The 25,497-nt window shown below is 35.5% G+C and carries 12 protein-coding genes and 4 pseudogenes; 7 read left to right on the top strand and 9 right to left on the bottom strand.

What is annotated here, in order from left to right; genetic code table 11:
• Window positions 1–4: 4 nt before the first annotated feature.
• Complete coding sequence (locus AB6805_RS03685; protein ID WP_370908101.1) at window positions 5–3,340, bottom strand: SusC/RagA family TonB-linked outer membrane protein; 3,336 nt, start codon at window positions 3,338–3,340, stop codon at window positions 5–7.
• A gap of 357 nt (window positions 3,341–3,697) precedes the next feature.
• Between AB6805_RS03685 and AB6805_RS03680 the strand changes: the two genes are divergently transcribed.
• Entirely contained in the window at window positions 3,698–6,442 is a 2,745-nt protein-coding gene (locus AB6805_RS03680) for an alpha/beta hydrolase family protein (RefSeq protein ID WP_370908100.1), read from the top strand.
• Window positions 6,443–6,712: 270 nt separating this feature from the next.
• On the opposite strand, the gene AB6805_RS03675 is transcribed toward AB6805_RS03680, so the two are convergent.
• A complete protein-coding gene (locus AB6805_RS03675) occupies window positions 6,713–7,153 on the bottom strand; it encodes a transposase (RefSeq protein WP_370908099.1) in 441 nt (146 codons plus the stop codon).
• Window positions 7,154–7,424: 271 nt separating this feature from the next.
• Entirely contained in the window at window positions 7,425–10,088 is a 2,664-nt protein-coding gene (locus tag AB6805_RS03670; RefSeq protein ID WP_370908094.1) for an outer membrane beta-barrel protein, read from the bottom strand.
• A gap of 750 nt (window positions 10,089–10,838) precedes the next feature.
• Between AB6805_RS03670 and AB6805_RS03665 the strand changes: the two genes are divergently transcribed.
• The 4 genes and pseudogenes from AB6805_RS03665 to AB6805_RS03650 all read left to right on the top strand — a co-directional run bounded on the left by AB6805_RS03665 (window position 10,839) and on the right by AB6805_RS03650 (window position 14,679).
• The gene (locus AB6805_RS03665; protein ID WP_370908095.1) at window positions 10,839–12,422 is read left to right on the top strand and encodes a hypothetical protein; all 1,584 of its coding nucleotides are present in this window, start codon (window positions 10,839–10,841) and stop codon (window positions 12,420–12,422) included.
• A gap of 34 nt (window positions 12,423–12,456) precedes the next feature.
• Window positions 12,457–12,999, top strand: a complete 543-nt coding sequence (locus tag AB6805_RS03660; protein WP_370908096.1) for a TlpA family protein disulfide reductase — start codon at window positions 12,457–12,459, stop codon at window positions 12,997–12,999.
• Window positions 13,000–13,141: 142 nt separating this feature from the next.
• Complete coding sequence (locus tag AB6805_RS03655) at window positions 13,142–13,402, top strand: hypothetical protein (RefSeq protein WP_370908097.1); 261 nt, start codon at window positions 13,142–13,144, stop codon at window positions 13,400–13,402.
• Between the two features lie 362 nt (window positions 13,403–13,764).
• A pseudogene (locus tag AB6805_RS03650) lies at window positions 13,765–14,679 on the top strand (IS481 family transposase).
• 126 nt (window positions 14,680–14,805) lie between these two features.
• Here AB6805_RS03650 and AB6805_RS03645 read toward each other — a convergent pair.
• Window positions 14,806–15,006, bottom strand: coding sequence for a transposase (locus tag AB6805_RS03645; RefSeq protein ID WP_370908098.1), 201 nt, complete (start codon window positions 15,004–15,006; stop codon window positions 14,806–14,808).
• Between the two features lie 197 nt (window positions 15,007–15,203).
• Window positions 15,204–16,301: pseudogene (locus tag AB6805_RS03640) on the bottom strand (transposase).
• A gap of 1,415 nt (window positions 16,302–17,716) precedes the next feature.
• Between AB6805_RS03640 and AB6805_RS03635 the strand changes: the two are divergent.
• Window positions 17,717–17,971, top strand: a pseudogene (locus AB6805_RS03635) (transposase); the annotation flags it as partial.
• 126 nt (window positions 17,972–18,097) lie between these two features.
• Here the strand turns inward: AB6805_RS03635 and AB6805_RS03630 are convergent.
• The 4 genes and pseudogenes from AB6805_RS03630 to AB6805_RS03615 form a co-directional block, all read right to left on the bottom strand.
• Window positions 18,098–19,012: pseudogene (locus tag AB6805_RS03630) on the bottom strand (IS481 family transposase).
• Window positions 19,013–19,374: 362 nt separating this feature from the next.
• Window positions 19,375–19,635 (bottom strand): hypothetical protein, encoded by a 261-nt coding sequence (locus tag AB6805_RS03625; RefSeq protein ID WP_370908097.1) that lies wholly within the window; start codon window positions 19,633–19,635, stop codon window positions 19,375–19,377.
• 142 nt (window positions 19,636–19,777) lie between these two features.
• Window positions 19,778–20,320 carry a TlpA family protein disulfide reductase gene (locus AB6805_RS03620; protein ID WP_370908096.1) on the bottom strand — a complete coding sequence of 181 codons (543 nt, stop codon included), beginning with the start codon at window positions 20,318–20,320 and terminating at the stop codon, window positions 19,778–19,780.
• Window positions 20,321–20,354: 34 nt separating this feature from the next.
• The gene (locus tag AB6805_RS03615; protein WP_370908095.1) at window positions 20,355–21,938 is read right to left on the bottom strand and encodes a hypothetical protein; all 1,584 of its coding nucleotides are present in this window, start codon (window positions 21,936–21,938) and stop codon (window positions 20,355–20,357) included.
• Window positions 21,939–22,688: 750 nt separating this feature from the next.
• Here AB6805_RS03615 and AB6805_RS03610 point away from each other — a divergent pair.
• The gene (locus AB6805_RS03610; protein WP_370908094.1) at window positions 22,689–25,352 is read left to right on the top strand and encodes an outer membrane beta-barrel protein; all 2,664 of its coding nucleotides are present in this window, start codon (window positions 22,689–22,691) and stop codon (window positions 25,350–25,352) included.
• Window positions 25,353–25,497 lie beyond the last annotated feature (145 nt).

Below are 25,497 nucleotides of genomic sequence, written 5' to 3'. Positions count from 1 at the left end.
TAGATTAGAGTGTTATTTGTGCTCCTATAGTAACTGTTCTTAATGGTGGGAGCGATAATCCGCTTTCAGGATTGAATCCTTTATAGTTTGTGACGGTAAGGATATTTTGAGCATTTAGAAACACTTTTGCATTAATAATATGTAGAATTCTGTTCAAATGGTCAGGGAATTGCCATGAAATAGAGATGTTTCTGAGGCTAATAAAGGATGCGTCTGTTAGAATAGCACTGCTATACTTTATGTAATCTAAGTTCTCGTAATGCTCCGCGCTATAAGGCTGTATTTGAGCTTTGTCACCAGTCTTTTGCCAACGATTTAGAACGGTAGTTGATTGGTTACCGGCGCCTCCATTGAATGTACCTGGATAAGCGATGTTTCTTAAACCATAAGTAACATCGTCTATAGTTGTTCTTTTCGCAAACATTAAGAAGATATCCATGGTAAATCCTTTATAATTAAAGCTATTTTGCAAGCCACCATATAATTTTGGATCCGTATTTAGTGCAACAGTTTTATCAATTGGATCTGAAGGGCTTATCGTTATATTTCCCTTTGTATCTATGAATTGATAGACGCCTGTGGTGTCATTTAATCCTGCATAATTATAATATGCGATAGTCGATAGGGGCTTTCCAATATATATCGAATTGTTTTTGTCTCTTCCGTAGTATGAACGCAACTGATTCTTTGGAATCGTTATGTTAAAATTTGAAGTCCAATAGAAATGATCCTTTTTTATATTGGTTGTGGTGAGTGATAATTCCCAACCGGTGTTTTGTATTACAGCTGGAAAATTGCGGGTTATTCCGGTAAAGCCAGTAATGCTTGGTAGACGTGCTTGTGTTAACTGATTATTGGAGCGATTTTGATTGTAATTTACAGTAAGTAGAATCCTATCTTTTGAAAGACCAAGTTCCATCCCAATTTGAAGTTTCCTAGTTTTCTCCCATTGCAGGTATGGATTCGTTATTCTGCTAGGAGAAAGTCCAATTATATTTTGATACGCATTTCCTGTCACATAAAGTGGCTGATATATGTCCATGAATCTATAATCACCTATTTGATCATTTCCAGTGCTACCAAAGCTACCTCTTAGTTTTCCAAAGCTTAAAAATGGGATTTTAGATTGTATGAAAGGTTCTTGGGAGAAGATCCAGGCTGCACCCACAGCCCCGAAATTATGAAATTGATTTTCTGGTCCAAATCGAGAACTACCGTCACGTCTTGATGTAAGATTAAGTATGTATTTATCGAGCCAATTATAAGTGACTCTACTATATATGGCGTTATATTTGTATACGGCGTTGATGCTACTTCCTGTTAAGCTTGTGGCGGAACTTAAATCCTCCATTACAAGTTCATTGCTGAACCCAAGTGCTAAGACATTTTGTTGGTCGCTATTTTGTTGTGTTAGTGAGCTGCCAATTAGAATGTTTAAGATGCCTTTACTTATCTTCGTTTTGTATTCTATTTGTGGCTCTACGATCCAGGAACTAATTTTATTCTTTATAAAAACTGATGCATTTGAAATATCTGGTTGATACTCCGGCTGGTAAATTGAATTCGGGCTTTTGGTTATTTCATCAGTTAATAGATTGTTAAAACCAAAACTACTTTTAATTATCAAACCAGGAAGCAATTCATAACTAAGAACAGCGTTCCCAATTAGATTTGATGTTTTGTTGGTACTGTTTAGTGCTGTCGAAGCAAATGGATTTGCTGAAAAAGAACTGGCTCCAGTCGCAGTTGGCATCCAGTTGATAGTTCCGTCTGAATTATATGGCTTAGGGGCATTGGGAGCTAATGTGATCGCGCTTGTAGTCAAGTCATTTAAAGGCAATTTATTGTCATCGAAAATAAAGGAACCAGTGAACTGAATTTTGAATTTTTGATTGAGAGAATTACCGCTTAAATTTAAGTGAAGCGACGCTTTTGTGTCAGAGAAAGAGCCTGGATAGACAGTTGTCTCTCTATGGTATCCTCCTCCCAATAGAAATTGAGTTAAAGCATTACCTCCGGATATATTTAATTGCGCGTCAGTATATTGCGCGGATTTTCCAATGAGTTCTTTTTGCCAATTTACATTGCGCATTGTATCCCAAGTCCCATTTAGATCGTAGTCAAATGGAGAAATGGTGTTACCGTCATTTTTTATTGCTTCTCGTCTCATCGCAAGATAATCTTCAGTATCTAAGAGGTCTATTCTTTTTGACACTTTTGCCCATCCACTTTGAAACATAATATTTATTCTTGTAGGACCGGATTTTCCTTTTTTGGTTGTTATCAACACTGCTCCGTTTGCAGCTCTGGATCCATATATTGCTGTGGCGTCTGCGTCTTTTAGTATTTCAATACTTTCAATATCGGCGGAGTTTAAGTAACTTAAAGGATTGCCCGAAACACCGTTTACACCTGATCCACCAGTTATAGTATTATAAATAGGAAGCAATTGGGATACATATGGCACCCCATCAACAACATAGAAAGGATCATTGCCGCTTGAGATGCTATTTACTCCCTGGATACGAACAGTTACTCCTGATCCAGGTAATCCATTTGATTGTTGTATATAAATGCCGGGGACACGTCCTTGGAGGGCATTTAATGGGTTGCCAACTGGTTGTCTTTCTATGTCAGTTGCTTTCAAACTACTTATGTTTCCTGTATTTAATCTCTTAGTTGTACTCCCATAAGCAATGACAACCTTTTCATCAAGTAGATTTGTGTATGTATTGAGTTGAACTAAGATATTATTCTTAATAATTACGATTTCTTTTGATTCAAATCCAATAGAAGTTATTACAATAACACTTCCTTTGTCAACTTTAGGTAGCCGGAATGTTCCATCAGAGTTTGAAATCGTACCTTGATTATTACTCTTTAGCTTTATCGACACCCCAGGTATTGGATTACCATCCTTGTCTAGTATTTTACCAATCAATTGAAATATGTTTGGTATTGTATCAAATTTATTTATCGATAAATTTGATCTTTCTCTAAGAATATGAATTTCGTTATTGTTTAGAGTGAAGAAGAGATTTTCTTTATCAATTAACAAAAAGGTCATTACTTCTCTTATGTCCGCCTGCTTGAAGTTAACTGTAACTTTTTTTTGTTCATTTAGGAATGTCTCGTGAACATTATTATATATCTTGATTCCAGTTTGTTTTTGAATTTTCTTAAATGCCTTTTCAAGAGGGATATTATTGGCTGATAACGTCACTTTAGATATTTGACGTTCCCCTTCGCCCATTGTCGAGGTTGAATAACAAATACCGGTTAGTATTGCGATTATCAAGGGAAGTTTTGATGTCAACACTCCTAAATGCATTTTAGTCATACAGTATAGTTTGATACCAGGTTTGGAATTTGCTCTTGTATTAAATATTACACGCAAATTGTTATAGTCGTACTATTCAGGCCAGTCATATTTGTATTGAAAATATATTTTTTAATATAATATATTCTAAAGGCAGATAGTACTTTAGATATTAACTCGTGTATAGAGTATGCTATATTGTTTGGAGTTCACTTTAGACAAACAGGTCATTTTAATCTAATATCATATATGCCGTATGCGGGCTGCAATTATATCACATTGTCAAGTGCTAATTTAACTTGGTTTATTCCATTAATTTCATTTAGTGTGAAACCATCTTATTATATATTATTAATTAGTAAATAGAAAAATGTTTATATGAGAGGAATTTTCTTAGCTATAGTTTTTGTTTTTTCTTCACTAATTAATTATGGACAGACTGTTCCGTTAGAAAAGAAGGATCATCCTTCCTCTAATGATAAACCTGTCATAGATTCTATGGCCTATAATAAGTGGACTTTTGTCGATGGCGCAAAGATCACTGATGATGGTAAGTTTATGTCCTATTTTATTAGAAACGATATCAAGTTTAACGACATTACAATTTTGAAAGAATGCAAAGGTAGTTGGGAAATTAGAATTCAAGGTATTAGAAGCATTCAATTTACAGGAGATAGTAGGATGGCTTTCTTTGTTTTTAATGACACCTTATGCATGATAAAATTGGGGCATTCTTACTTTGAGAAGATACCTTTTGTCAAATCTGTTAAGGTACCTTCCGTAAAGAATGGGGAATGGATCGCGTATGGAAATGCTTCACAGAAATCGGTAGTGCTGCGTAATCTTAAAAGTGGCGATACAAGACCTTTTGATTCGGTAAGGAACTATTTCTTTAGTGAGGACGGGAAAGTATTGATCCTAGAGAGTATTGAAAGGGATAGTAGTGGTTTTTCGGAAGCATTGCGGGTGGTACAGGTAATGGATGGTGGTATTATGAGGATATGGAAAGGAAAAGGGCTATCTAAGTTAGTATTAAATTCATCTGCTACTCAATTAGCGTTTATGCTATCAGATGAAAATGGGAAAGGTAAGTCTATAATGTATTATAAGAAGGGCGCCTTATCACCAACGTTCGTGGTTGATGTCGACTCGATTGGAGGTGACAGGTCGTTTGTTATAAATAGTTTGTCAGGTTTAAGTAAGGATGGTAAATACGTTTTCTTTACGGTAAAAAAAATCGAGAATATAGATGTAAGTAGAATGACAAACTCGACAGTGCATGTTTGGAGTTATTTGGATGAGAAGCTACAGTCGGCTCAGATTGTGGATGGCAAAGAAACTGCTGAATTTTTGTTTGCAGTGAGCTTGGTGGATAAGAGTATTATTCAGATCGGTCATGAGAATGAATGGATTTTAAACAAGAGTTTAGATGATAATACGTTTTTAGTGCAGCATATGTCGGGAGATGCTGATAGTTACGAATGGAAATGGAATACCGCTGCTCAGATTTCTTATTACGTGAGGTCTATTCAGAGAAATACTAACACTCTTCTGAGGCCTAAAGGCGTGGTAACTATTAATTTGTCGGATGAGGGCCGATTTGTGGTTTACTATGATAGTGATTCGGCAAGCTATTTTAGTTATGAAATGTCGACTGGAATATATCGTAATATAACTGCAGGTTTGGATGTCTCCTGGATTAATTCGTTCAAGGAAGATTTAATTAAGACTCCGAGAGGTATTTTAGGTTGGTTGGAGAGAGATTCTGCGATATTAGTTTATGATAAGTATGATATTTGGATGATTGATCCACTGGGAAAGAATCCTTCTGTAAATCTAACTAACGGTTATGGGTTGAAGCATGGTATTATTTATTATATGGGACTCTCTGCCTTTCCAGGAGCTGCTTATACAGCCAAGGATACATTAATTCTGAATGCACTGGATATATATAGTAAGAAGAACGGGTTTTTCAAAAAAATAATAGGCAGTAAGGGAGATCCGGAAAAATTAACAATGGGGGACTGCATTTACCAATTAATTGATAATCCCTACGTTGAGAATAATGGTGTTGCTCCTATTAAAGCAAGGAATGCAAGTAAATACATTGTCATGCGAATGAGGGCTGCGGAGTCTCCCAATTATTTCTTCACTTCAGATTTTAGATCCTTTATTTCTCAAAGTGCAATTCGTCCTGAGAAGTCGTATAATTGGTACACGACAGAATTACATAGTTGGAAGAAAGCGGATGGTTCTTCAATTCAAGGGGTATTATATAAACCTGATAATTTTAACCCCGGTTTGAAATATCCAGTTATATTTTATTACTATGAAAAAAAATCTTTTGCACTAAATGCCTATTTAATTCCTGAGAATATATCGGGTTGCTGTAATATGAATATACCCACTTTCGTTAGTAATGGCTATTTGGTTTTTACTCCAGATATTGACTATGCTATTGGCGATCCGATGCAAGGCACATATGATGCAGTTGTTTCCGCGGCGAACTATTTGTCAACTTTGCCCTTTGTTGACGCCCAGAAAATGGGAATTGGAGGTTGTAGTTTTGGTGGTATACAAACTAATTATTTAGTTACACATACTAGTCTGTTTGCAGCGGCCTATTCTTCCTCCTCGATGTCGGATATGATTAGTGCCTATGGGGATGTTCCAGGTAGATATATTAGTTTACAGAATTATTTTGAGGCTGGCCAAGGTAGAATGGGGGGGACTCTATGGCAAAAACCTGAGCAGTATATTAAAAACTCTTCAATTTTCAATGCTGATAAGGTAACTACTCCATTATTACTGATGCACACTAGTGATGACGGCATTAGCTCATTTTCTCAGGCGATTGAATTGTTTACTGCCTTACGTCGTCTAGGAAAGAAGGTGTGGCTATTAGAATATACCGATGCTAATCACGGAGTACTGGGAGAGGCTGCTCAGGACTTTAGTATACGCTTATCTCAATTTTTCGATCACTATTTAAAGGGCAAAGCTGCCCCGAAATGGATGACAAAGGGTGTGCCTGCAAAAAACAGGGGGAAAGAAGATCCATATAAATTGGATCTAAATATAAAGACTCCTGGAAATGGGTTGTTAATTGATCTGCATAGATAAAATTTGAAACTATAATCAAGATGTATCGACATAAACTTTTCAACTTTTGGCCGATGATATTAGGCTTTGAGATCTTGATTGTAAAGCTTTAGAAAAAGTAGACGCAAATGTTTTTTGAATGTTGTGCGTTTATATGAGGGGCCTTAATAATGATGTTATTAAGTTGGCTTGCTGAGAAAAAAGTTTGTGAAGACTTAGAAGTTAGTATTGGAGACGAAGGGACTATTCAATAAGTGTGTAAACTTAAAAATCGGGGAATCAGGATAATAATTAGATTCTCACCCTTTTATCAAAAATAGTTAAAAACTGATTTAGGATCATGCCCCAGTTTCTAATGGGCATGGTCCTTTTTTTTGATACTTCCCTTAAAGCCAGGTATACAGATTTAGCACCGCTTCGTCTGTAGGGAAGGATAGCTTGTTTTTGGTATATTTTCTGATTTGTGGCCGTGGAAACATCAAATTTATATACTTCCCTTATTTGCTCTTCTATGTCTGATACGCTCATACCCTTGGCATAAAAGGACACAATTACCTCTTCCAAACCTTGAGCCATTCCTTCTCGTTTAGGTACAATCATGGGGTTAAAACTGGCATCACGATCTCTGGGCACCCTAATTTCAGATTCCCCGTAACTGGTCTTAATCTTCTTTTTCCCGTAACCGTTACGGCTATTGCTACTTTCATTGTGTTCATGCTTATCATAACCCAAAATGGCTATCTAGCTCTCCTTCCAACATCTTTTCAATGCCCCGCTTCTGAATCTGGGCAAGAAAATCGTTTTAACTGATCTGCTGTTTTAAACTGCTTCAGAAAGTCGTCTGATAAAAAATCTTCTGTCTTCATAAAACTGTATATGCTTTAAAATTAAAGAATCGAGGTCAAATACCCCGATTTTTATGACTTACACAGTTTATGAGATAGTATCAAGACGAAGTATGAATTGATTTTAATTTTAATTATATTATTGGAACGAAGTCTATTTATTTATTCTTGCCTAAGAAATAGGAAAACCCAATAGTGAAAAAGCGTTCCAATCCATTAGTGTTAGTATCTTCAATATAGTTGTCTTGAATGATGCGATTATAACTTATATTTTGTTTTAGTACATCAAACCCTTGGATTTTTATAAGTCCTTGTCTGTTATTGAATATTGATTTGCTAATCGAGGTATTTAACATTAGTGGACTCCCATTGTATCCCTCCATTCTTCCAGTTGTCCATGCAACTATAAGATTAGAGTTCAAATTTATTCCGTATGGGAGATTTAGACGGTTCGCAAGCGATAGGCCACTACTAATATAATTTTCCTTAAGTTCCTTATTGTTATTGTAGCTTAGATTGTTATAGTTTATGCTAGCTGTTATTGCGCATTCGTAAATTTTTCGAGTATATCGGAAATTTATCACTTGAGTTAGGGATGTTTGATTACTTATAGATTCCTTTCCATTTACAACACTTAGAGACCTTTTCAGGCTGCCTTTTGTATTTAGATTAACGCCAAAGTGTTGCTTCTTGAATGGTAGATAGTTATTAATGTTTAGTTCAAGAAGATAGTTGCCATTTAAATTGACTGGTTTAGTAGTTTGACGACCAATGGAATCAAAGGTTGAGAGATTGATTATCTGATTGATTATGAATTTTCCACTTGCAGCAATGGTGAGTGTTCGCAATGTGGAAATGTTAATAGAGTTATAGTTGAATTGCAAATCGTGGAAAGTGATGGGTTTTAACATTGGATTTCCACGTTTTATATTTAAAGGGTCGCTATAATCTGGAGTTTGCTGTAATTGAGATGCTTGCGGGAATTCGATACTTTTTCTATATAAGAACTTTAATTTTCGATTATTCATCGGTATGAAGTTGATAGTTGCTTCTGGTAGTAAGGCAAGAACATTAGTCGAATAAATGTTACTTACACTATTATCTTTATTCTCCATACTGAAGTATAGTGCAGCTAGGGATACAGAGTAGTCGAATTTTTCTTTTTTGACCAGCCAATTTAACTTGGCGTAATGGTGAATTGGAACAGTGACGAATATATTGCTTAGACTGTCATTTGCTTTATCATATAGTTTTGTCATATTATTGTAGTCTAATATTGTTTTATTTAATGAGCCTTTTACCCGATCTTCACCAATCATAAAACTTATGGCTCCATAGTTGTGTAAGGGTTCAGTATAAGTAGCCATGACAAATAGTTGTTCGTTTTGTGTGTTGATAATAGAACGTTGATCAAGCGTGTCCGAGATAGTTTCTCCGCTATTTGGATAGTAGAGGCTATTTGATATGTTGTATCCAATCTGCTTTGATACGCTTTTACTATAACTTATACTAATATTAAGGAGACGTCTGTTTTTATTAAATTTCTTTTCATAGTTTAGGCCTGTAAACGTTGTTATGGTATTATTTTCGTCCATAGTCTTAAAAGTTCCGTTGCCTAGTACTTGAGCATAATTCCCCAGTGAATTAAATCTATTAGTGAAGTTATTATCTGTTTTAAAAAGTGTGAGTTGATTTGAGATAATTATATTTTGTAGACTGTCAATTTGGTATTCTATTTGTGTTGTTAGTGCTTGATTTCTATCTTTATTATTGCTGCTTGATTTCTGTTGAATTAGCAAGCTTGTATCGCTTACTATATTTTTTCTTGCACTGTTCCGTTGAGTTTCGCTTATATTGTTATTCGCTATATAGCTTGCGCTTATTGTCGTATTCTTGTTGATTCTGCTACTATAGTTCCCAGCTCCACTCCAATTCTCTTGAATGCCCCCAACACTAGTCGTTTGGGTCTCTATAGCACCGTTGGTGTTGTCGCCGTTACCTAGCAATAGAAGCTGCTCTTCACCTTTGAATCGACTAAGACTTAGCTTGGTGGAGAATCGGTTGGCCGTGCCGTAAGCGCCTGAAATCTCTCCAGAGATTAAATTTTGTTTGCTTTTCTTAATTGTAAGATTAATTACTTTATCTGGTTGATTGGAACTCAAACCATTGAAATCTTGTCTGTTTGTTTTCCTATCTATTAGTTGGACCCTATCGATTAAGTCTGCTTGCAAGTTCTTACTAATAATTCTATTATCACCACCACTGAAAATGGGTCGGCCGTTTATCATAATGCTTTTCACAGGCTCTCCATTCACACTAATTGTACCGTCTTTGTCGATCTGTACGCCAGGTAATAATCTAAATAGATCTTCGACCAACGCATTGTCTTTGGTTTCAAAATAATTTGCATTATATTCCATTGTATCCCTTGAAATTCGTAGAGGTATTCTAGCTTCTACAATCTTAACTTCTGTTAATGTTAGCCCAGTTCGTTTTATTCCAATTGTCCCTATGTTTATAAGAGTGTCAGTGGATGAGGCATGCAATGAATATAATAATTTTTCGTATCCAATAAATGATACGAGCAGTATAAAGTTCGTAGGTGTAAGGCTATCAATTATAAAAAATCCCTCTTTATTAGTGAATGATAGGCCTGCTTTGGAGGAATCCTTAGCGTACAGTAATGTTATTGTTGCAGACGACAGATTGTCTTGGGTTTCCTTGTCAGTTATGCGACCTTTAATTACTAATTGATGAGGTTTTTGTGCCGAAGAATGTAAGGTTGACACAACTATTAATAATAGCATTATTAACTGCTTCATAATGGGGATTTCCAATATCATGTAAGATGAATATTTTGAATGCATCTGTATTGCAGTATTTATATAGGTCTTTGTTTGTCGTTTAGAGGAGATGAATTTTTTAAGAAAAATGTTTCGCTGTATGGAGATAGCAGTGGTTGGATTTAATTTTGATTTGACTAATGATAAGTAAGTAGCTCTATCCAATTCAATGTAGTTTTATTATTGTTAGTTATGAGTAATTGAATCGAACCCTCAAATAAATTATACCATGTCGGTAATAACTTCTTTTTTTTACAATCCGGATGGAGAAAATGAAACGCCAATTCCCTGCTAGAATTGATCTTGAATTGTAGTGCTTTGCCCTGTTGTCTAGCTCTCTTTTTTTTCTATGAACTCCGTTGTATTATATGTACACAGGTTAATACGGAATTAGCTCAAACTATATTTGTGCCGACACTCTATTAATTATCTTTTTAATCATTGTACCTCCGTTTATCTTTTAGGTCTACTTAAATTGAAAATTGATGTTGGTTTTTACAATAAGGTCTAGTTTCTATGTAACTAAAGTGGTTATCTTTCACTTATATTTAAGTGAAAGAACTACGAATTATAAGTGAAGATTTACAATGCATTTATGTGTCCTCCGCATAAAAATGGTTTAGGGCATGATTTAGAAATTATGTGGAGGTAACATTATAGCCGATGTTAAAGATTGTTATATCAACTGATAATATTTGTAGGGAATTGTTGTAATAAATTATATCGAAAATGTTAGTTAATAGTGTAAGCACAGGTGAAACACAAATGAATGGTAATGTCGATGCTAAGTTACAACTTAGTATGTTTGAGTATATTTTCAAACATCCCAAAAATAGGTGGTTTGCTAGAATTGCTATCCCTATTGTTGTTGTCCAATTCGTTGCTTTCAAGTTCTTTTATCCATTTGCGGGATTTATAAATGGAGACTCTTATATATATATTGAGACAGCATACCATAATTTTACCGTAAATACTTATCCCATTGGTTATTCTAAATTTCTTAGGTTAATAAGCGTTTTTACTCATTCAGATTTAGCGGTTGTTGGGCTGCAATATCTACTCTTGCAATGTGCTAGCCTCGGACTTGTGTTTACCATGTTTTATTTTTATGAACCATCTAGATTTACAAAGATTTCTTTGTTCGTATTCATGTTGGTTAATCCTGTCTACCTTTATCTTGCGAATTACATTTCAAGTGATGCTTTCTTTCTTTCATTAAGTCTAATTTGGTTTACTTTGTTAATTTGGATAATGAATAGACCTACTAATAGGTTAATCATTATAAATTCACTAGTTCTTTTTGTCGCATTCACCGTACGATATAATGCACTGTTTTATCCTGCTGTTGGAGTGATATCGCTACTATTAACTAGGAGAAGAATGATAATGAATATTGTTGGATTCTGTATAAGTCTTCTCCTTATAGGATTTTTTATACAAGTCACAAGCGTAAAGTATAAAGCAATTAGCGGATTTAGACAATTTACGCCATTTACCGGATGGCAGATGGCAAATAATGCGTTATATGCATACAGATATGTCGATAGCGCAGATAGGAGAGACGTACCTGTATCTCTCCGTATGTTGGATAATATGGTTCGACACTATTTTGATTCCAGTAGAGATATACGGACACACCCATCAGAAGCATTGATTGCGAGCACTGTTTACATGTGGGATCCTAATTCACCACTTTCCAAGTATATGGAAAGTCAGTTTAAGAATGATTCCACGGCATCTGCGTTAAAGAAGTGGGCAACTCTTGCACCAATAATGAAAGAGTACGGTTCGTTTTTGATTAAATCTTATCCTTATGAGTTTGCCAAGTATTATTTAGTGCCAAATGCTATAAAATATTATGCGCCACCAGTTGAATTTCTTGATCATTATAGTACTGGCGTAGATAGCGTTAATCAAGCTGCAAAGGTTTGGTTTGACTATAAAAGCACTAAACTGAAATGTCATTTTAAGGATTTTAAGGTAAATACATTGGATTTCTATCCCGTTTTAGTAGGTACTATGAATGTTGTTCTTGTAATGAGTACAATAAGTTTTATATTATTAGGAGGTTATAAGCAACATTTTCAATTGAAAAGAGGGCTAATACTTGTGGTGACTTTATGGATAATTAATTTTGGTTTTAGTGTTTTTGCATCGCCCATAGCTCTTAGGTTTCAGTTGTTTCCTATTCTGGTCTCATTGTCGTATACTTTTTTGTTGGTTGACTATTTAGTGAAAGCTGCTAAGAGTATATCTGTCGTACAGGAAGAATATTTGACAGAGACTACAAAGCCGGAAAATCTTACTGTATAGTACTATATCGATTTGAGTAATTTAAGTAATTATCATGAAACGAATGTATGTTATTGTTGCGGCGATGCTTCTAGTGGGGCTATCTTTATATATGAGTCTGGGGGGATATTCACTGATAAATAATCGGAAAAGAGGCTATGCGAAATCAGTTATAACTGGACGAGAGGGCGAGTTACTGCCAAGTATAAGTATACTGCTTTCTGATAGTATAACTAAGATCAATCTTTCGTCAATTCCCAACGGAAAGCCTACAGTGCTGTTCTATTTCAGTCCATATTGCCCTTATTGTCAGTCTGAAATGGATACTATTATAAATAATATAACGAGGCTTAAACATATTCAATTTTATTTAGTAACTCCTTATAGCCATAGAGAAATGAAATTGTTTTATAATAAGAATCATCTCGAAAGATATGAGAACATTATAGTTGGGTTGGACTATGATATTCGGTTTTCTGAATACTTTAGAATAGTACAGGTGCCCTTTATTGCCATTTATGATAAAGGTAAAAGATTAAATGCCGGTTTTTTCGGCGGGGTGGCGTCTGATCAGCTAAGACAAGTTAGTCAAGAGTAAATTTTTGCGCAAAATAGGCCGATTGAATACTTGCAAGAGAAATCGACCAAAAAATGGCGAAGCCGAAAACCATTATAAACGAGTAGGCATTTTTCATAAAAAGCAAAGTTTAGCTTTTTGATTTTAAAAAGCATCTATCATTATGAAACAAGCAAAATTCGCATTAACAGCTGTTGCTCTTCTCGCAGTTATAGGTGGTGCATTAGCATTCAAAGCTAATAGGCAATTGAAAACTTTCTATTCACTTGGTACCACTGTGATTCAGGGTGAAGAAGTTGCAGGTTGTGTTATTCCTGTACAATTGTTACGTACTCCGGCAGCTGCAGGAGCAATCACTCCATACTCATCAACATTTAACTCTGCTACCACAACTTGTACAGTTAGAGTTAACGTTAATGATTAATTGAGAAGTGATCTATGAGGATTATTTGCATTAATGATTTCATTAGATCTCTTAGTTATGTTTATTAACTAATAATTTATAAGAGCCGTCTTATTGTTTGCGAAAGCAATGGGATGGCTCTTCTGCGGTAATAATGTTCGAATTTAGTAAGCATTGGTAAGGGAGATGTGATAGTCTCTATGATGGTTTAAATTGGGGGTTGAGTTGCGCGGACTGATTAAAGTATACTAAGTGTTAACCTTTGGATTTTTGGGACTATTTCAATAAGTGTGTAAACTTAAAAATCGGGGAATCAGGATAATAATTTATGGAAATCATGACTTTGGTTGACAGTTTTTATCTTGTCAATCAAATGTCTATATATGAGTCCAAAGGAACTATCAGATATTCGTAGAAAGCTTAGAATAATTCAACATGGCCAAGCGTCAGGGAATGTATCAAAAACCTGTCGATACTTTGGTATATCCAGGGAAACCTACTATAAATGGAAGAAAGACTATGAAAGTGAAGGAGAAAGCACCTTAGTTAATAGTAAACCCTGTCCTGAAAATCCGAAGCTACGTATTGCAGCTGATATTGAAGCTCAGATTATACACTTAAGAACCACCTATCATTTGGGACAATTACGGATATCATGGTATATGAAACGTTACCATGATATTGCTGTTTCTCCTGCAGGAGTATATAATGTTCTTAAAAGAAATGGGCTTAATAAATTGCCGCAAAATCAGCGGAAAAGATCCATGGAACAATTTAAAAGATACGAAAAACAGGTGCCGGGACATAGAATCCAGGTCGATGTTAAATTTTTATCTTTTACTGATAAGTCCTCTGGGAAGGAAGTTAAGCGCTTCCAATATACGGCGATTGATGACGCAACAAGAGCTCGGGCTCTGAAAATATATAGTAAACATAATCAGAGCTGCGCAATTCAATTTGTAGACTACATACGGAACAAATTTCCATTCCGGATTCATACTATTCAAACCGATAACGGGCATGAATTTCAGGCGCAATTTCATTGGCATTGCGAAGATTTAGGCATTCAACATGTGTATATCAGGAAAGCTAGTCCACATTTAAACGGAAAAGTAGAACGGTCCCATTTGACCGATCAACAAGAGTTTTACCAACTGCTTGACTACACAGATGACATCGACATCAATAAGAAATAACAGGAGTGGGAGAATTTCTATAACTGCCATAGACCTAATGCTGCACTGAAGGGCAAAACACCCTACGAAATACTTAGAGAACGACTACAATCTAAAACGTAGCCATTGTTTGAAACCCCTGCCGGGATGGGGTAAGGGGAATGGCGCGGCAGCAGCGCCTTCCCCTTAAAACAGATTTAAAATTCAGTTCAAAATGTATATTTGCTCTGTCAACCGTAGTCCTAGTATTCACACATAAAAGGACACAATTACCTCTTCCAAACCTTGAGCCATTCCTTCTCGTTTAGGTACAATCATGGGGTTAAAACTGGCATCACGATCTCTGGGCACCCTAATTTCAGATTCCCCGTAACTGGTCTTAATCTTCTTTTTCCCGTAACCGTTACGGCTATTGCTACTTTCATTGTGTTCATGCTTATCATAACCCAAAATGGCTATCTAGCTCTCCTTCCAACATCTTTTCAATGCCCCGCTTCTGAATCTGGGCAAGAAAATCGTTTTAACTGATCTGCTGTTTTAAACTGCTTCAGAAAGTCGTCTGATAAAAAATCTTCTGTCTTCATAAAACTGTATATGCTTTAAAATTAAAAAATCGAGGGTAGCATTACATAAAGTGTGTCAAATTTTCAAAGATTAAGTTTTAATCTGTCACTAAATATAATTGATAGCTGTCCCAGTGTTTGGTTCCAGTTATATACAGGTTTATTCCATTTGGCACAAATATTCTCTTGTACAAGAAATAAAAGCTTCATTAAGGCGTCTTCCGACTGGAAGGCGCCTTTTGATTTGGTAACGGCGCGAAGCTGCTTGTGGAAGCCTTCTATAATATTAGTTGTATACATGATTCGGCGGATGTCTTTGTTGTACTGAAAATAACTACTTAGTCTGGGCCAGTTTTTTCGCCAGGATTCGATTACTTTAGGGTATCGTGTCCCCCAATTAGATTCCAGCTGATCAAGGCTTCGTTCTGCCTGGTCAACTGTACTGGCTTTATAAACCCCTTGAAGATCTTTCATAAATGGCTTGACATCTTTGTACGAGAGATATTTTTGAGAATTATGTATCTGATGGACGATGCAGAGTTGTACTTCTGTTTTTAGCACCTTCATTTTCTCCTACGTACATACCCAATAACTCTTTGTATCCCTCCTGATTAAGGCCTATAATACAATAAACAGCACGGCTGACAACTCGTCCTTCGTGGCGGATTTTATAATGTATGGCATCCAGCCAGACAAACGGGTAAACCCGCTCCAGCAGCCGACTGCGCCATTCCTGTATCAAGGGTAGGATTTTATCCGTGACACGGCTTATAGTAGCAGTGGAGGCCTCCAGACCATACATATCCATCAGGTGATCTCTTATGTCGCTGTAACTCGCCCCCGGGCATATAAGGCAATGATCTGGCGGTCAAGATCTACACCGAGGGTCTTACGTCGTTTGGCAATAATTTCAGGCTCAAATGTCCCATTACGATCACGCGGAGGGTTAATATCTACCGACCCAATGGCGGTTTTCACCTGCTTACGACCTTTACCGTTTTTGCGGTTGGCCTCTCCTTCGTCCTCAATATGCGCTTCCAACTCCCCATCAAGGGCACCTTCAAGCAACTCTTTTAACAACGGCGTTAGTACACCGTCTTTACCTAAAAGCGTATCTCCGTTCTTCAAACGGCTTGCCGCTTGTTTTTTGAAGGCTTCGAAATCAAAGTTTTGCTTTTCCATATTGTATTATCAGTTTAAAGTTAAAAAACTTTTTACTGACACACTTTATGTAATAGTCTCAAAGTTGAAGAATTACCGATTCTCTTTGTAACTATCAGAGCCACCGGATATAACTTCATTCAATTTTTAGTAAAGGAAAATTATACCGCTACTCTACTTCCGAATCCTTAATTGGTAGTTCTTGACGATCAATGATTATAAAGATGGGATTTAGCATCAGCTACGGAGAACCAACCGCAGGCGAAAAACATATATTTATGTGACTACATTCATTTAACAAGCCCGGTAAAGATACAATAGCAAGAAAACATTCTCCTCTTCTTATAAACTTTATCAATTATGAAAAAAAATAATGTCAGCTACAATGATACCCCTCACAATTATCCCCGAAACTTTATCATTTATGGCCCATCTTGTCTTTAAATATGTACAATACAGCCCCTACCAATAATAACCTAGAAATTGTAATCGATATGAAATTACAACAATTAGCACATGACAAAAGTCTTTAAACCTTGGATGAACTAAGCAATATTGAAGGGATCATCTCACCAGGCCTCACAAAACTAGAATCGTAACACCGATTCCAAATCCTTTCAACTACAAGTGTATCTATTCACCCGGACTCCACGTGGAAAAACAAAAAGGTATCAACTATTCAATAGAAAGGATAACGAAACAAAAGAAAATATTAATCGTCATCATTCAATATTTTCACTAAAAATTTCCTACTATTTTCTTTAGTGGTAAGAAGATAACAAAAATAGCGAAACCCACTACGTATAATACACAACAACATACGCTAAAAATCAGCAACAAATTATATTTTTAACAGAGTTTCAATAAAGTAAAATCTATCAAGATAATAAAAATATATTGCCATGAAAAAAGCCAAATTTGCATTAACCGTTTTGATTACATTCTCCATAATCGGAGGAACTCTCGCGTTCAAAGCCAATAGGCAATTAAGAGCCTTTTACTCACTAGGAACTACGACTATCGGAGGAGAACAAATTAATGGATGTGTCGTAACTCAACTATTATATCTAACACCAAATCCAGGAGGATTCTACACCTCTTATTCAAGTACCGTCAACTATCCAACGACACTTTGTACAGCTGTGGTACTAATCAATGGTTGATCGAGTTAAGCTAATTAAATAAAAGGGCTCGATGCTGTCGATCTTTATACGGGTACACCTAACTCGTATAAAGCTTTCATTGCAAACAATTCTCTAGTAAGAAGAAAAATCCGACACTATCTCATAAACTGTGTAAGTTATAAAAATCGGGGTATTTGACCTCGATTTTTTAATTTTAAAGCATATACAGTTTTATGAAGACAGAAGATTTTTTATCAGACGACTTTCTGAAGCAGTTTAAAACAGCAGATCAGTTAAAACGATTTTCTTGCCCAGATTCAGAAGCGGGGCATTGAAAAGATGTTGGAAGGAGAGCTAGATAGCCATTTGGGTTATGATAAGCATGAACACAATGAAAGTAGCAATAGCCGTAACGGTTACGGGAAAAAGAAGATTAAGACCAGTTACGGGGAATCTGAAATTAGGGTGCCCAGAGATCGTGATGCCAGTTTTAACCCCATGATTGTACCTAAACGAGAAGGGATGGCTCAAGGTTTGGAAGAGGTAATTGTGTCCTTTTATGTGTGAATACTAGGACTACGGTTGACAGAGCAAATATACATTTTGAACTGAATTTTAAATCTGTTTTAAGGGGAAGGCGCTGCTGCCGCGCCATTCCCCTTACCCCATCCCGGCAGGGGTTTCAAACAATGGCTACGTTTTAGATTGTAGTCGTTCTCTAAGTATTTCGTAGGGTGTTTTGCCCTTCAGTGCAGCATTAGGTCTATGGCAGTTATAGAAATTCTCCCACTCCTGTTATTTCTTATTGATGTCGATGTCATCTGTGTAGTCAAGCAGTTGGTAAAACTCTTGTTGATCGGTCAAATGGGACCGTTCTACTTTTCCGTTTAAATGTGGACTAGCTTTCCTGATATACACATGTTGAATGCCTAAATCTTCGCAATGCCAATGAAATTGCGCCTGAAATTCATGCCCGTTATCGGTTTGAATAGTATGAATCCGGAATGGAAATTTGTTCCGTATGTAGTCTACAAATTGAATTGCGCAGCTCTGATTATGTTTACTATATATTTTCAGAGCCCGAGCTCTTGTTGCGTCATCAATCGCCGTATATTGGAAGCGCTTAACTTCCTTCCCAGAGGACTTATCAGTAAAAGATAAAAATTTAACATCGACCTGGATTCTATGTCCCGGCACCTGTTTTTCGTATCTTTTAAATTGTTCCATGGATCTTTTCCGCTGATTTTGCGGCAATTTATTAAGCCCATTTCTTTTAAGAACATTATATACTCCTGCAGGAGAAACAGCAATATCATGGTAACGTTTCATATACCATGATATCCGTAATTGTCCCAAATGATAGGTGGTTCTTAAGTGTATAATCTGAGCTTCAATATCAGCTGCAATACGTAGCTTCGGATTTTCAGGACAGGGTTTACTATTAACTAAGGTGCTTTCTCCTTCACTTTCATAGTCTTTCTTCCATTTATAGTAGGTTTCCCTGGATATACCAAAGTATCGACAGGTTTTTGATACATTCCCTGACGCTTGGCCATGTTGAATTATTCTAAGCTTTCTACGAATATCTGATAGTTCCTTTGGACTCATATATAGACATTTGATTGACAAGATAAAAACTGTCAACCAAAGTCATGATTTCCATAAATTATTATCCTGATTCCCCGATTTTTAAGTTTACACACTTATTGAAATAGTCCCAAAAATCCAAAGGTTAACACTTAGTATACTTTAATCAGTCCGCGCAACTCAACCCCCAATTTAAACCATCATAGAGACTATCACATCTCCCTTACCAATGCTTACTAAATTCGAACATTATTACCGCAGAAGAGCCATCCCATTGCTTTCGCAAACAATAAGACGGCTCTTATAAATTATTAGTTAATAAACATAACTAAGAGATCTAATGAAATCATTAATGCAAATAATCCTCATAGATCACTTCTCAATTAATCATTAACGTTAACTCTAACTGTACAAGTTGTGGTAGCAGAGTTAAATGTTGATGAGTATGGAGTGATTGCTCCTGCAGCTGCCGGAGTACGTAACAATTGTACAGGAATAACACAACCTGCAACTTCTTCACCCTGAATCACAGTGGTACCAAGTGAATAGAAAGTTTTCAATTGCCTATTAGCTTTGAATGCTAATGCACCACCTATAACTGCGAGAAGAGCAACAGCTGTTAATGCGAATTTTGCTTGTTTCATAATGATAGATGCTTTTTAAAATCAAAAAGCTAAACTTTGCTTTTTATGAAAAATGCCTACTCGTTTATAATGGTTTTCGGCTTCGCCATTTTTTGGTCGATTTCTCTTGCAAGTATTCAATCGGCCTATTTTGCGCAAAAATTTACTCTTGACTAACTTGTCTTAGCTGATCAGACGCCACCCCGCCGAAAAAACCGGCATTTAATCTTTTACCTTTATCATAAATGGCAATAAAGGGCACCTGTACTATTCTAAAGTATTCAGAAAACCGAATATCATAGTCCAACCCAACTATAATGTTCTCATATCTTTCGAGATGATTCTTATTATAAAACAATTTCATTTCTCTATGGCTATAAGGAGTTACTAAATAAAATTGAATATGTTTAAGCCTCGTTATATTATTTATAATAGTATCCATTTCAGACTGACAATAAGGGCAATATGGACTGAAATAGAACAGCACTGTAGGCTTTCCGTTGGGAATTGACGAAAGATTGATCTTAGTTATACTATCAGAAAGCAGTATACTTATACTTGGCAGTAACTCGCCCTCTCGTCCAGTTATAACTGATTTCGCATAGCCTCTTTTCCGATTATTTATCAGTGAATATCCCCCCAGACTCATATATAAAGATAGCCCCACTAGAAGCATCGCCGCAACAATAACATACATTCGTTTCATGATAATTACTTAAATTACTCAAATCGATATAGTACTATACAGTAAGATTTTCCGGCTTTGTAGTCTCTGTCAAATATTCTTCCTGTACGACAGATATACTCTTAGCAGCTTTCACTAAATAGTCAACCAACAAAAAAGTATACGACAATGAGACCAGAATAGGAAACAACTGAAACCTAAGAGCTATGGGCGATGCAAAAACACTAAAACCAAAATTAATTATCCATAAAGTCACCACAAGTATTAGCCCTCTTTTCAATTGAAAATGTTGCTTATAACCTCCTAATAATATAAAACTTATTGTACTCATTACAAGAACAACATTCATAGTACCTACTAAAACGGGATAGAAATCCAATGTATTTACCTTAAAATCCTTAAAATGACATTTCAGTTTAGTGCTTTTATAGTCAAACCAAACCTTTGCAGCTTGATTAACGCTATCTACGCCAGTACTATAATGATCAAGAAATTCAACTGGTGGCGCATAATATTTTATAGCATTTGGCACTAAATAATACTTGGCAAACTCATAAGGATAAGATTTAATCAAAAACGAACCGTACTCTTTCATTATTGGTGCAAGAGTTGCCCACTTCTTTAACGCAGATGCCGTGGAATCATTCTTAAACTGACTTTCCATATACTTGGAAAGTGGTGAATTAGGATCCCACATGTAAACAGTGCTCGCAATCAATGCTTCTGATGGGTGTGTCCGTATATCTCTACTGGAATCAAAATAGTGTCGAACCATATTATCCAACATACGGAGAGATACAGGTACGTCTCTCCTATCTGCGCTATCGACATATCTGTATGCATATAACGCATTATTTGCCATCTGCCATCCGGTAAATGGCGTAAATTGTCTAAATCCGCTAATTGCTTTATACTTTACGCTTGTGACTTGTATAAAAAATCCTATAAGGAGAAGACTTATACAGAATCCAACAATATTCATTATCATTCTTCTCCTAGTTAATAGTAGCGATATCACTCCAACAGCAGGATAAAACAGTGCATTATATCGTACGGTGAATGCGACAAAAAGAACTAGTGAATTTATAATGATTAACCTATTAGTAGGTCTATTCATTATCCAAATTAACAAAGTAAACCAAATTAGACTTAATGAAAGAAAGAAAGCATCACTTGAAATGTAATTCGCAAGATAAAGGTAGACAGGATTAACCAACATGAATACGAACAAAGAAATCTTTGTAAATCTAGATGGTTCATAAAAATAAAACATGGTAAACACAAGTCCGAGGCTAGCACATTGCAAGAGTAGATATTGCAGCCCAACAACCGCTAAATCTGAATGAGTAAAAACGCTTATTAACCTAAGAAATTTAGAATAACCAATGGGATAAGTATTTACGGTAAAATTATGGTATGCTGTCTCAATATATATATAAGAGTCTCCATTTATAAATCCCGCAAATGGATAAAAGAACTTGAAAGCAACGAATTGGACAACAACAATAGGGATAGCAATTCTAGCAAACCACCTATTTTTGGGATGTTTGAAAATATACTCAAACATACTAAGTTGTAACTTAGCATCGACATTACCATTCATTTGTGTTTCACCTGTGCTTACACTATTAACTAACATTTTCGATATAATTTATTACAACAATTCCCTACAAATATTATCAGTTGATATAACAATCTTTAACATCGGCTATAATGTTACCTCCACATAATTTCTAAATCATGCCCTAAACCATTTTTATGCGGAGGACACATAAATGCATTGTAAATCTTCACTTATAATTCGTAGTTCTTTCACTTAAATATAAGTGAAAGATAACCACTTTAGTTACATAGAAACTAGACCTTATTGTAAAAACCAACATCAATTTTCAATTTAAGTAGACCTAAAAGATAAACGGAGGTACAATGATTAAAAAGATAATTAATAGAGTGTCGGCACAAATATAGTTTGAGCTAATTCCGTATTAACCTGTGTACATATAATACAACGGAGTTCATAGAAAAAAAAGAGAGCTAGACAACAGGGCAAAGCACTACAATTCAAGATCAATTCTAGCAGGGAATTGGCGTTTCATTTTCTCCATCCGGATTGTAAAAAAAAGAAGTTATTACCGACATGGTATAATTTATTTGAGGGTTCGATTCAATTACTCATAACTAACAATAATAAAACTACATTGAATTGGATAGAGCTACTTACTTATCATTAGTCAAATCAAAATTAAATCCAACCACTGCTATCTCCATACAGCGAAACATTTTTCTTAAAAAATTCATCTCCTCTAAACGACAAACAAAGACCTATATAAATACTGCAATACAGATGCATTCAAAATATTCATCTTACATGATATTGGAAATCCCCATTATGAAGCAGTTAATAATGCTATTATTAATAGTTGTGTCAACCTTACATTCTTCGGCACAAAAACCTCATCAATTAGTAATTAAAGGTCGCATAACTGACAAGGAAACCCAAGACAATCTGTCGTCTGCAACAATAACATTACTGTACGCTAAGGATTCCTCCAAAGCAGGCCTATCATTCACTAATAAAGAGGGATTTTTTATAATTGATAGCCTTACACCTACGAACTTTATACTGCTCGTATCATTTATTGGATACGAAAAATTATTATATTCATTGCATGCCTCATCCACTGACACTCTTATAAACATAGGGACAATTGGAATAAAACGAACTGGGCTAACATTAACAGAAGTTAAGATTGTAGAAGCTAGAATACCTCTACGAATTTCAAGGGATACAATGGAATATAATGCAAATTATTTTGAAACCAAAGACAATGCGTTGGTCGAAGATCTATTTAGATTATTACCTGGCGTACAGATCGACAAAGACGGTACAATTAGTGTGAATGGAGAGCCTGTGAAAAGCATTATGATAAACGGCCGACCCATTTTCAGTGGTGGTGATAATAGAATTATTAGTAAGAACTTGCAAGCAGACTTAATCGATAGGGTCCAACTAATAGATAGGAAAACAAACAGACAAGATTTCAATGGTTTGAGTTCCAATCAACCAGATAAAGTAATTAATCTTACAATTAAGAAAAGCAAACAAAATTTAATCTCTGGAGAGATTTCAGGCGCTTACGGCACGGCCAACCGATTCTCCACCAAGCTAAGTCTTAGTCGATTCAAAGGTGAAGAGCAGCTTCTATTGCTAGGTAACGGCGACAACACCAACGGTGCTATAGAGACCCAAACGACTAGTGTTGGGGGCATTCAAGAGAATTGGAGTGGAGCTGGGAACTATAGTAGCAGAATCAACAAGAATACGACAATAAGCGCAAGCTATATAGCGAATAACAATATAAGCGAAACTCAACGGAACAGTGCAAGAAAAAATATAGTAAGCGATACAAGCTTGCTAATTCAACAGAAATCAAGCAGCAATAATAAAGATAGAAATCAAGCACTAACAACACAAATAGAATACCAAATTGACAGTCTACAAAATATAATTATCTCAAATCAACTCACACTTTTTAAAACAGATAATAACTTCACTAATAGATTTAATTCACTGGGGAATTATGCTCAAGTACTAGGCAACGGAACTTTTAAGACTATGGACGAAAATAATACCATAACAACGTTTACAGGCCTAAACTATGAAAAGAAATTTAATAAAAACAGACGTCTCCTTAATATTAGTATAAGTTATAGTAAAAGCGTATCAAAGCAGATTGGATACAACATATCAAATAGCCTCTACTATCCAAATAGCGGAGAAACTATCTCGGACACGCTTGATCAACGTTCTATTATCAACACACAAAACGAACAACTATTTGTCATGGCTACTTATACTGAACCCTTACACAACTATGGAGCCATAAGTTTTATGATTGGTGAAGATCGGGTAAAAGGCTCATTAAATAAAACAATATTAGACTACAATAATATGACAAAACTATATGATAAAGCAAATGACAGTCTAAGCAATATATTCGTCACTGTTCCAATTCACCATTACGCCAAGTTAAATTGGCTGGTCAAAAAAGAAAAATTCGACTACTCTGTATCCCTAGCTGCACTATACTTCAGTATGGAGAATAAAGATAATAGTGTAAGTAACATTTATTCGACTAATGTTCTTGCCTTACTACCAGAAGCAACTATCAACTTCATACCGATGAATAATCGAAAATTAAAGTTCTTATATAGAAAAAGTATCGAATTCCCGCAAGCATCTCAATTACAGCAAACTCCAGATTATAGCGACCCTTTAAATATAAAACGTGGAAATCCAATGTTAAAACCCATCACTTTCCACGATTTGCAATTCAACTATAACTCTATTAACATTTCCACATTGCGAACACTCACCATTGCTGCAAGTGGAAAATTCATAATCAATCAGATAATCAATCTCTCAACCTTTGATTCCATTGGTCGTCAAACTACTAAACCAGTCAATTTAAATGGCAACTATCTTCTTGAACTAAACATTAATAACTATCTACCATTCAAGAAGCAACACTTTGGCGTTAATCTAAATACAAAAGGCAGCCTGAAAAGGTCTCTAAGTGTTGTAAATGGAAAGGAATCTATAAGTAATCAAACATCCCTAACTCAAGTGATAAATTTCCGATATACTCGAAAAATTTACGAATGCGCAATAACAGCTAGCATAAACTATAACAATCTAAGCTACAATAACAATAAGGAACTTAAGGAAAATTATATTAGTAGTGGCCTATCGCTTGCGAACCGTCTAAATCTCCCATACGGAATAAATTTGAACTCTAATCTTATAGTTGCATGGACAACTGGAAGAATGGAGGGATACAATGGGAGTCCACTAATGTTAAATACCTCGATTAGCAAATCAATATTCAATAACAGACAAGGACTTATAAAAATCCAAGGGTTTGATGTACTAAAACAAAATATAAGTTATAATCGCATCATTCAAGACAACTATATTGAAGATACTAACACTAATGGATTGGAACGCTTTTTCACTATTGGGTTTTCCTATTTCTTAGGCAAGAATAAATAAATAGACTTCGTTCCAATAATATAATTAAAATTAAAATCAATTCATACTTCGTCTTGATACTATCTCATAAACTGTGTAAGTCATAAAAATCGGGGTATTTGACCTCGATTTTTTAATTTTAAAGCATATACAGTTTTATGAAGAC

Source organism: Chitinophaga sp. RCC_12, from assembly GCF_041360695.1.
In the GTDB taxonomy this organism is placed as follows: Bacteria; Bacteroidota; Bacteroidia; order Chitinophagales; family Chitinophagaceae; genus Chitinophaga.
The sequence above is the reverse complement of the archived record's forward strand: the minus strand, read 5'-3'. Positions and strand labels throughout refer to the sequence as shown.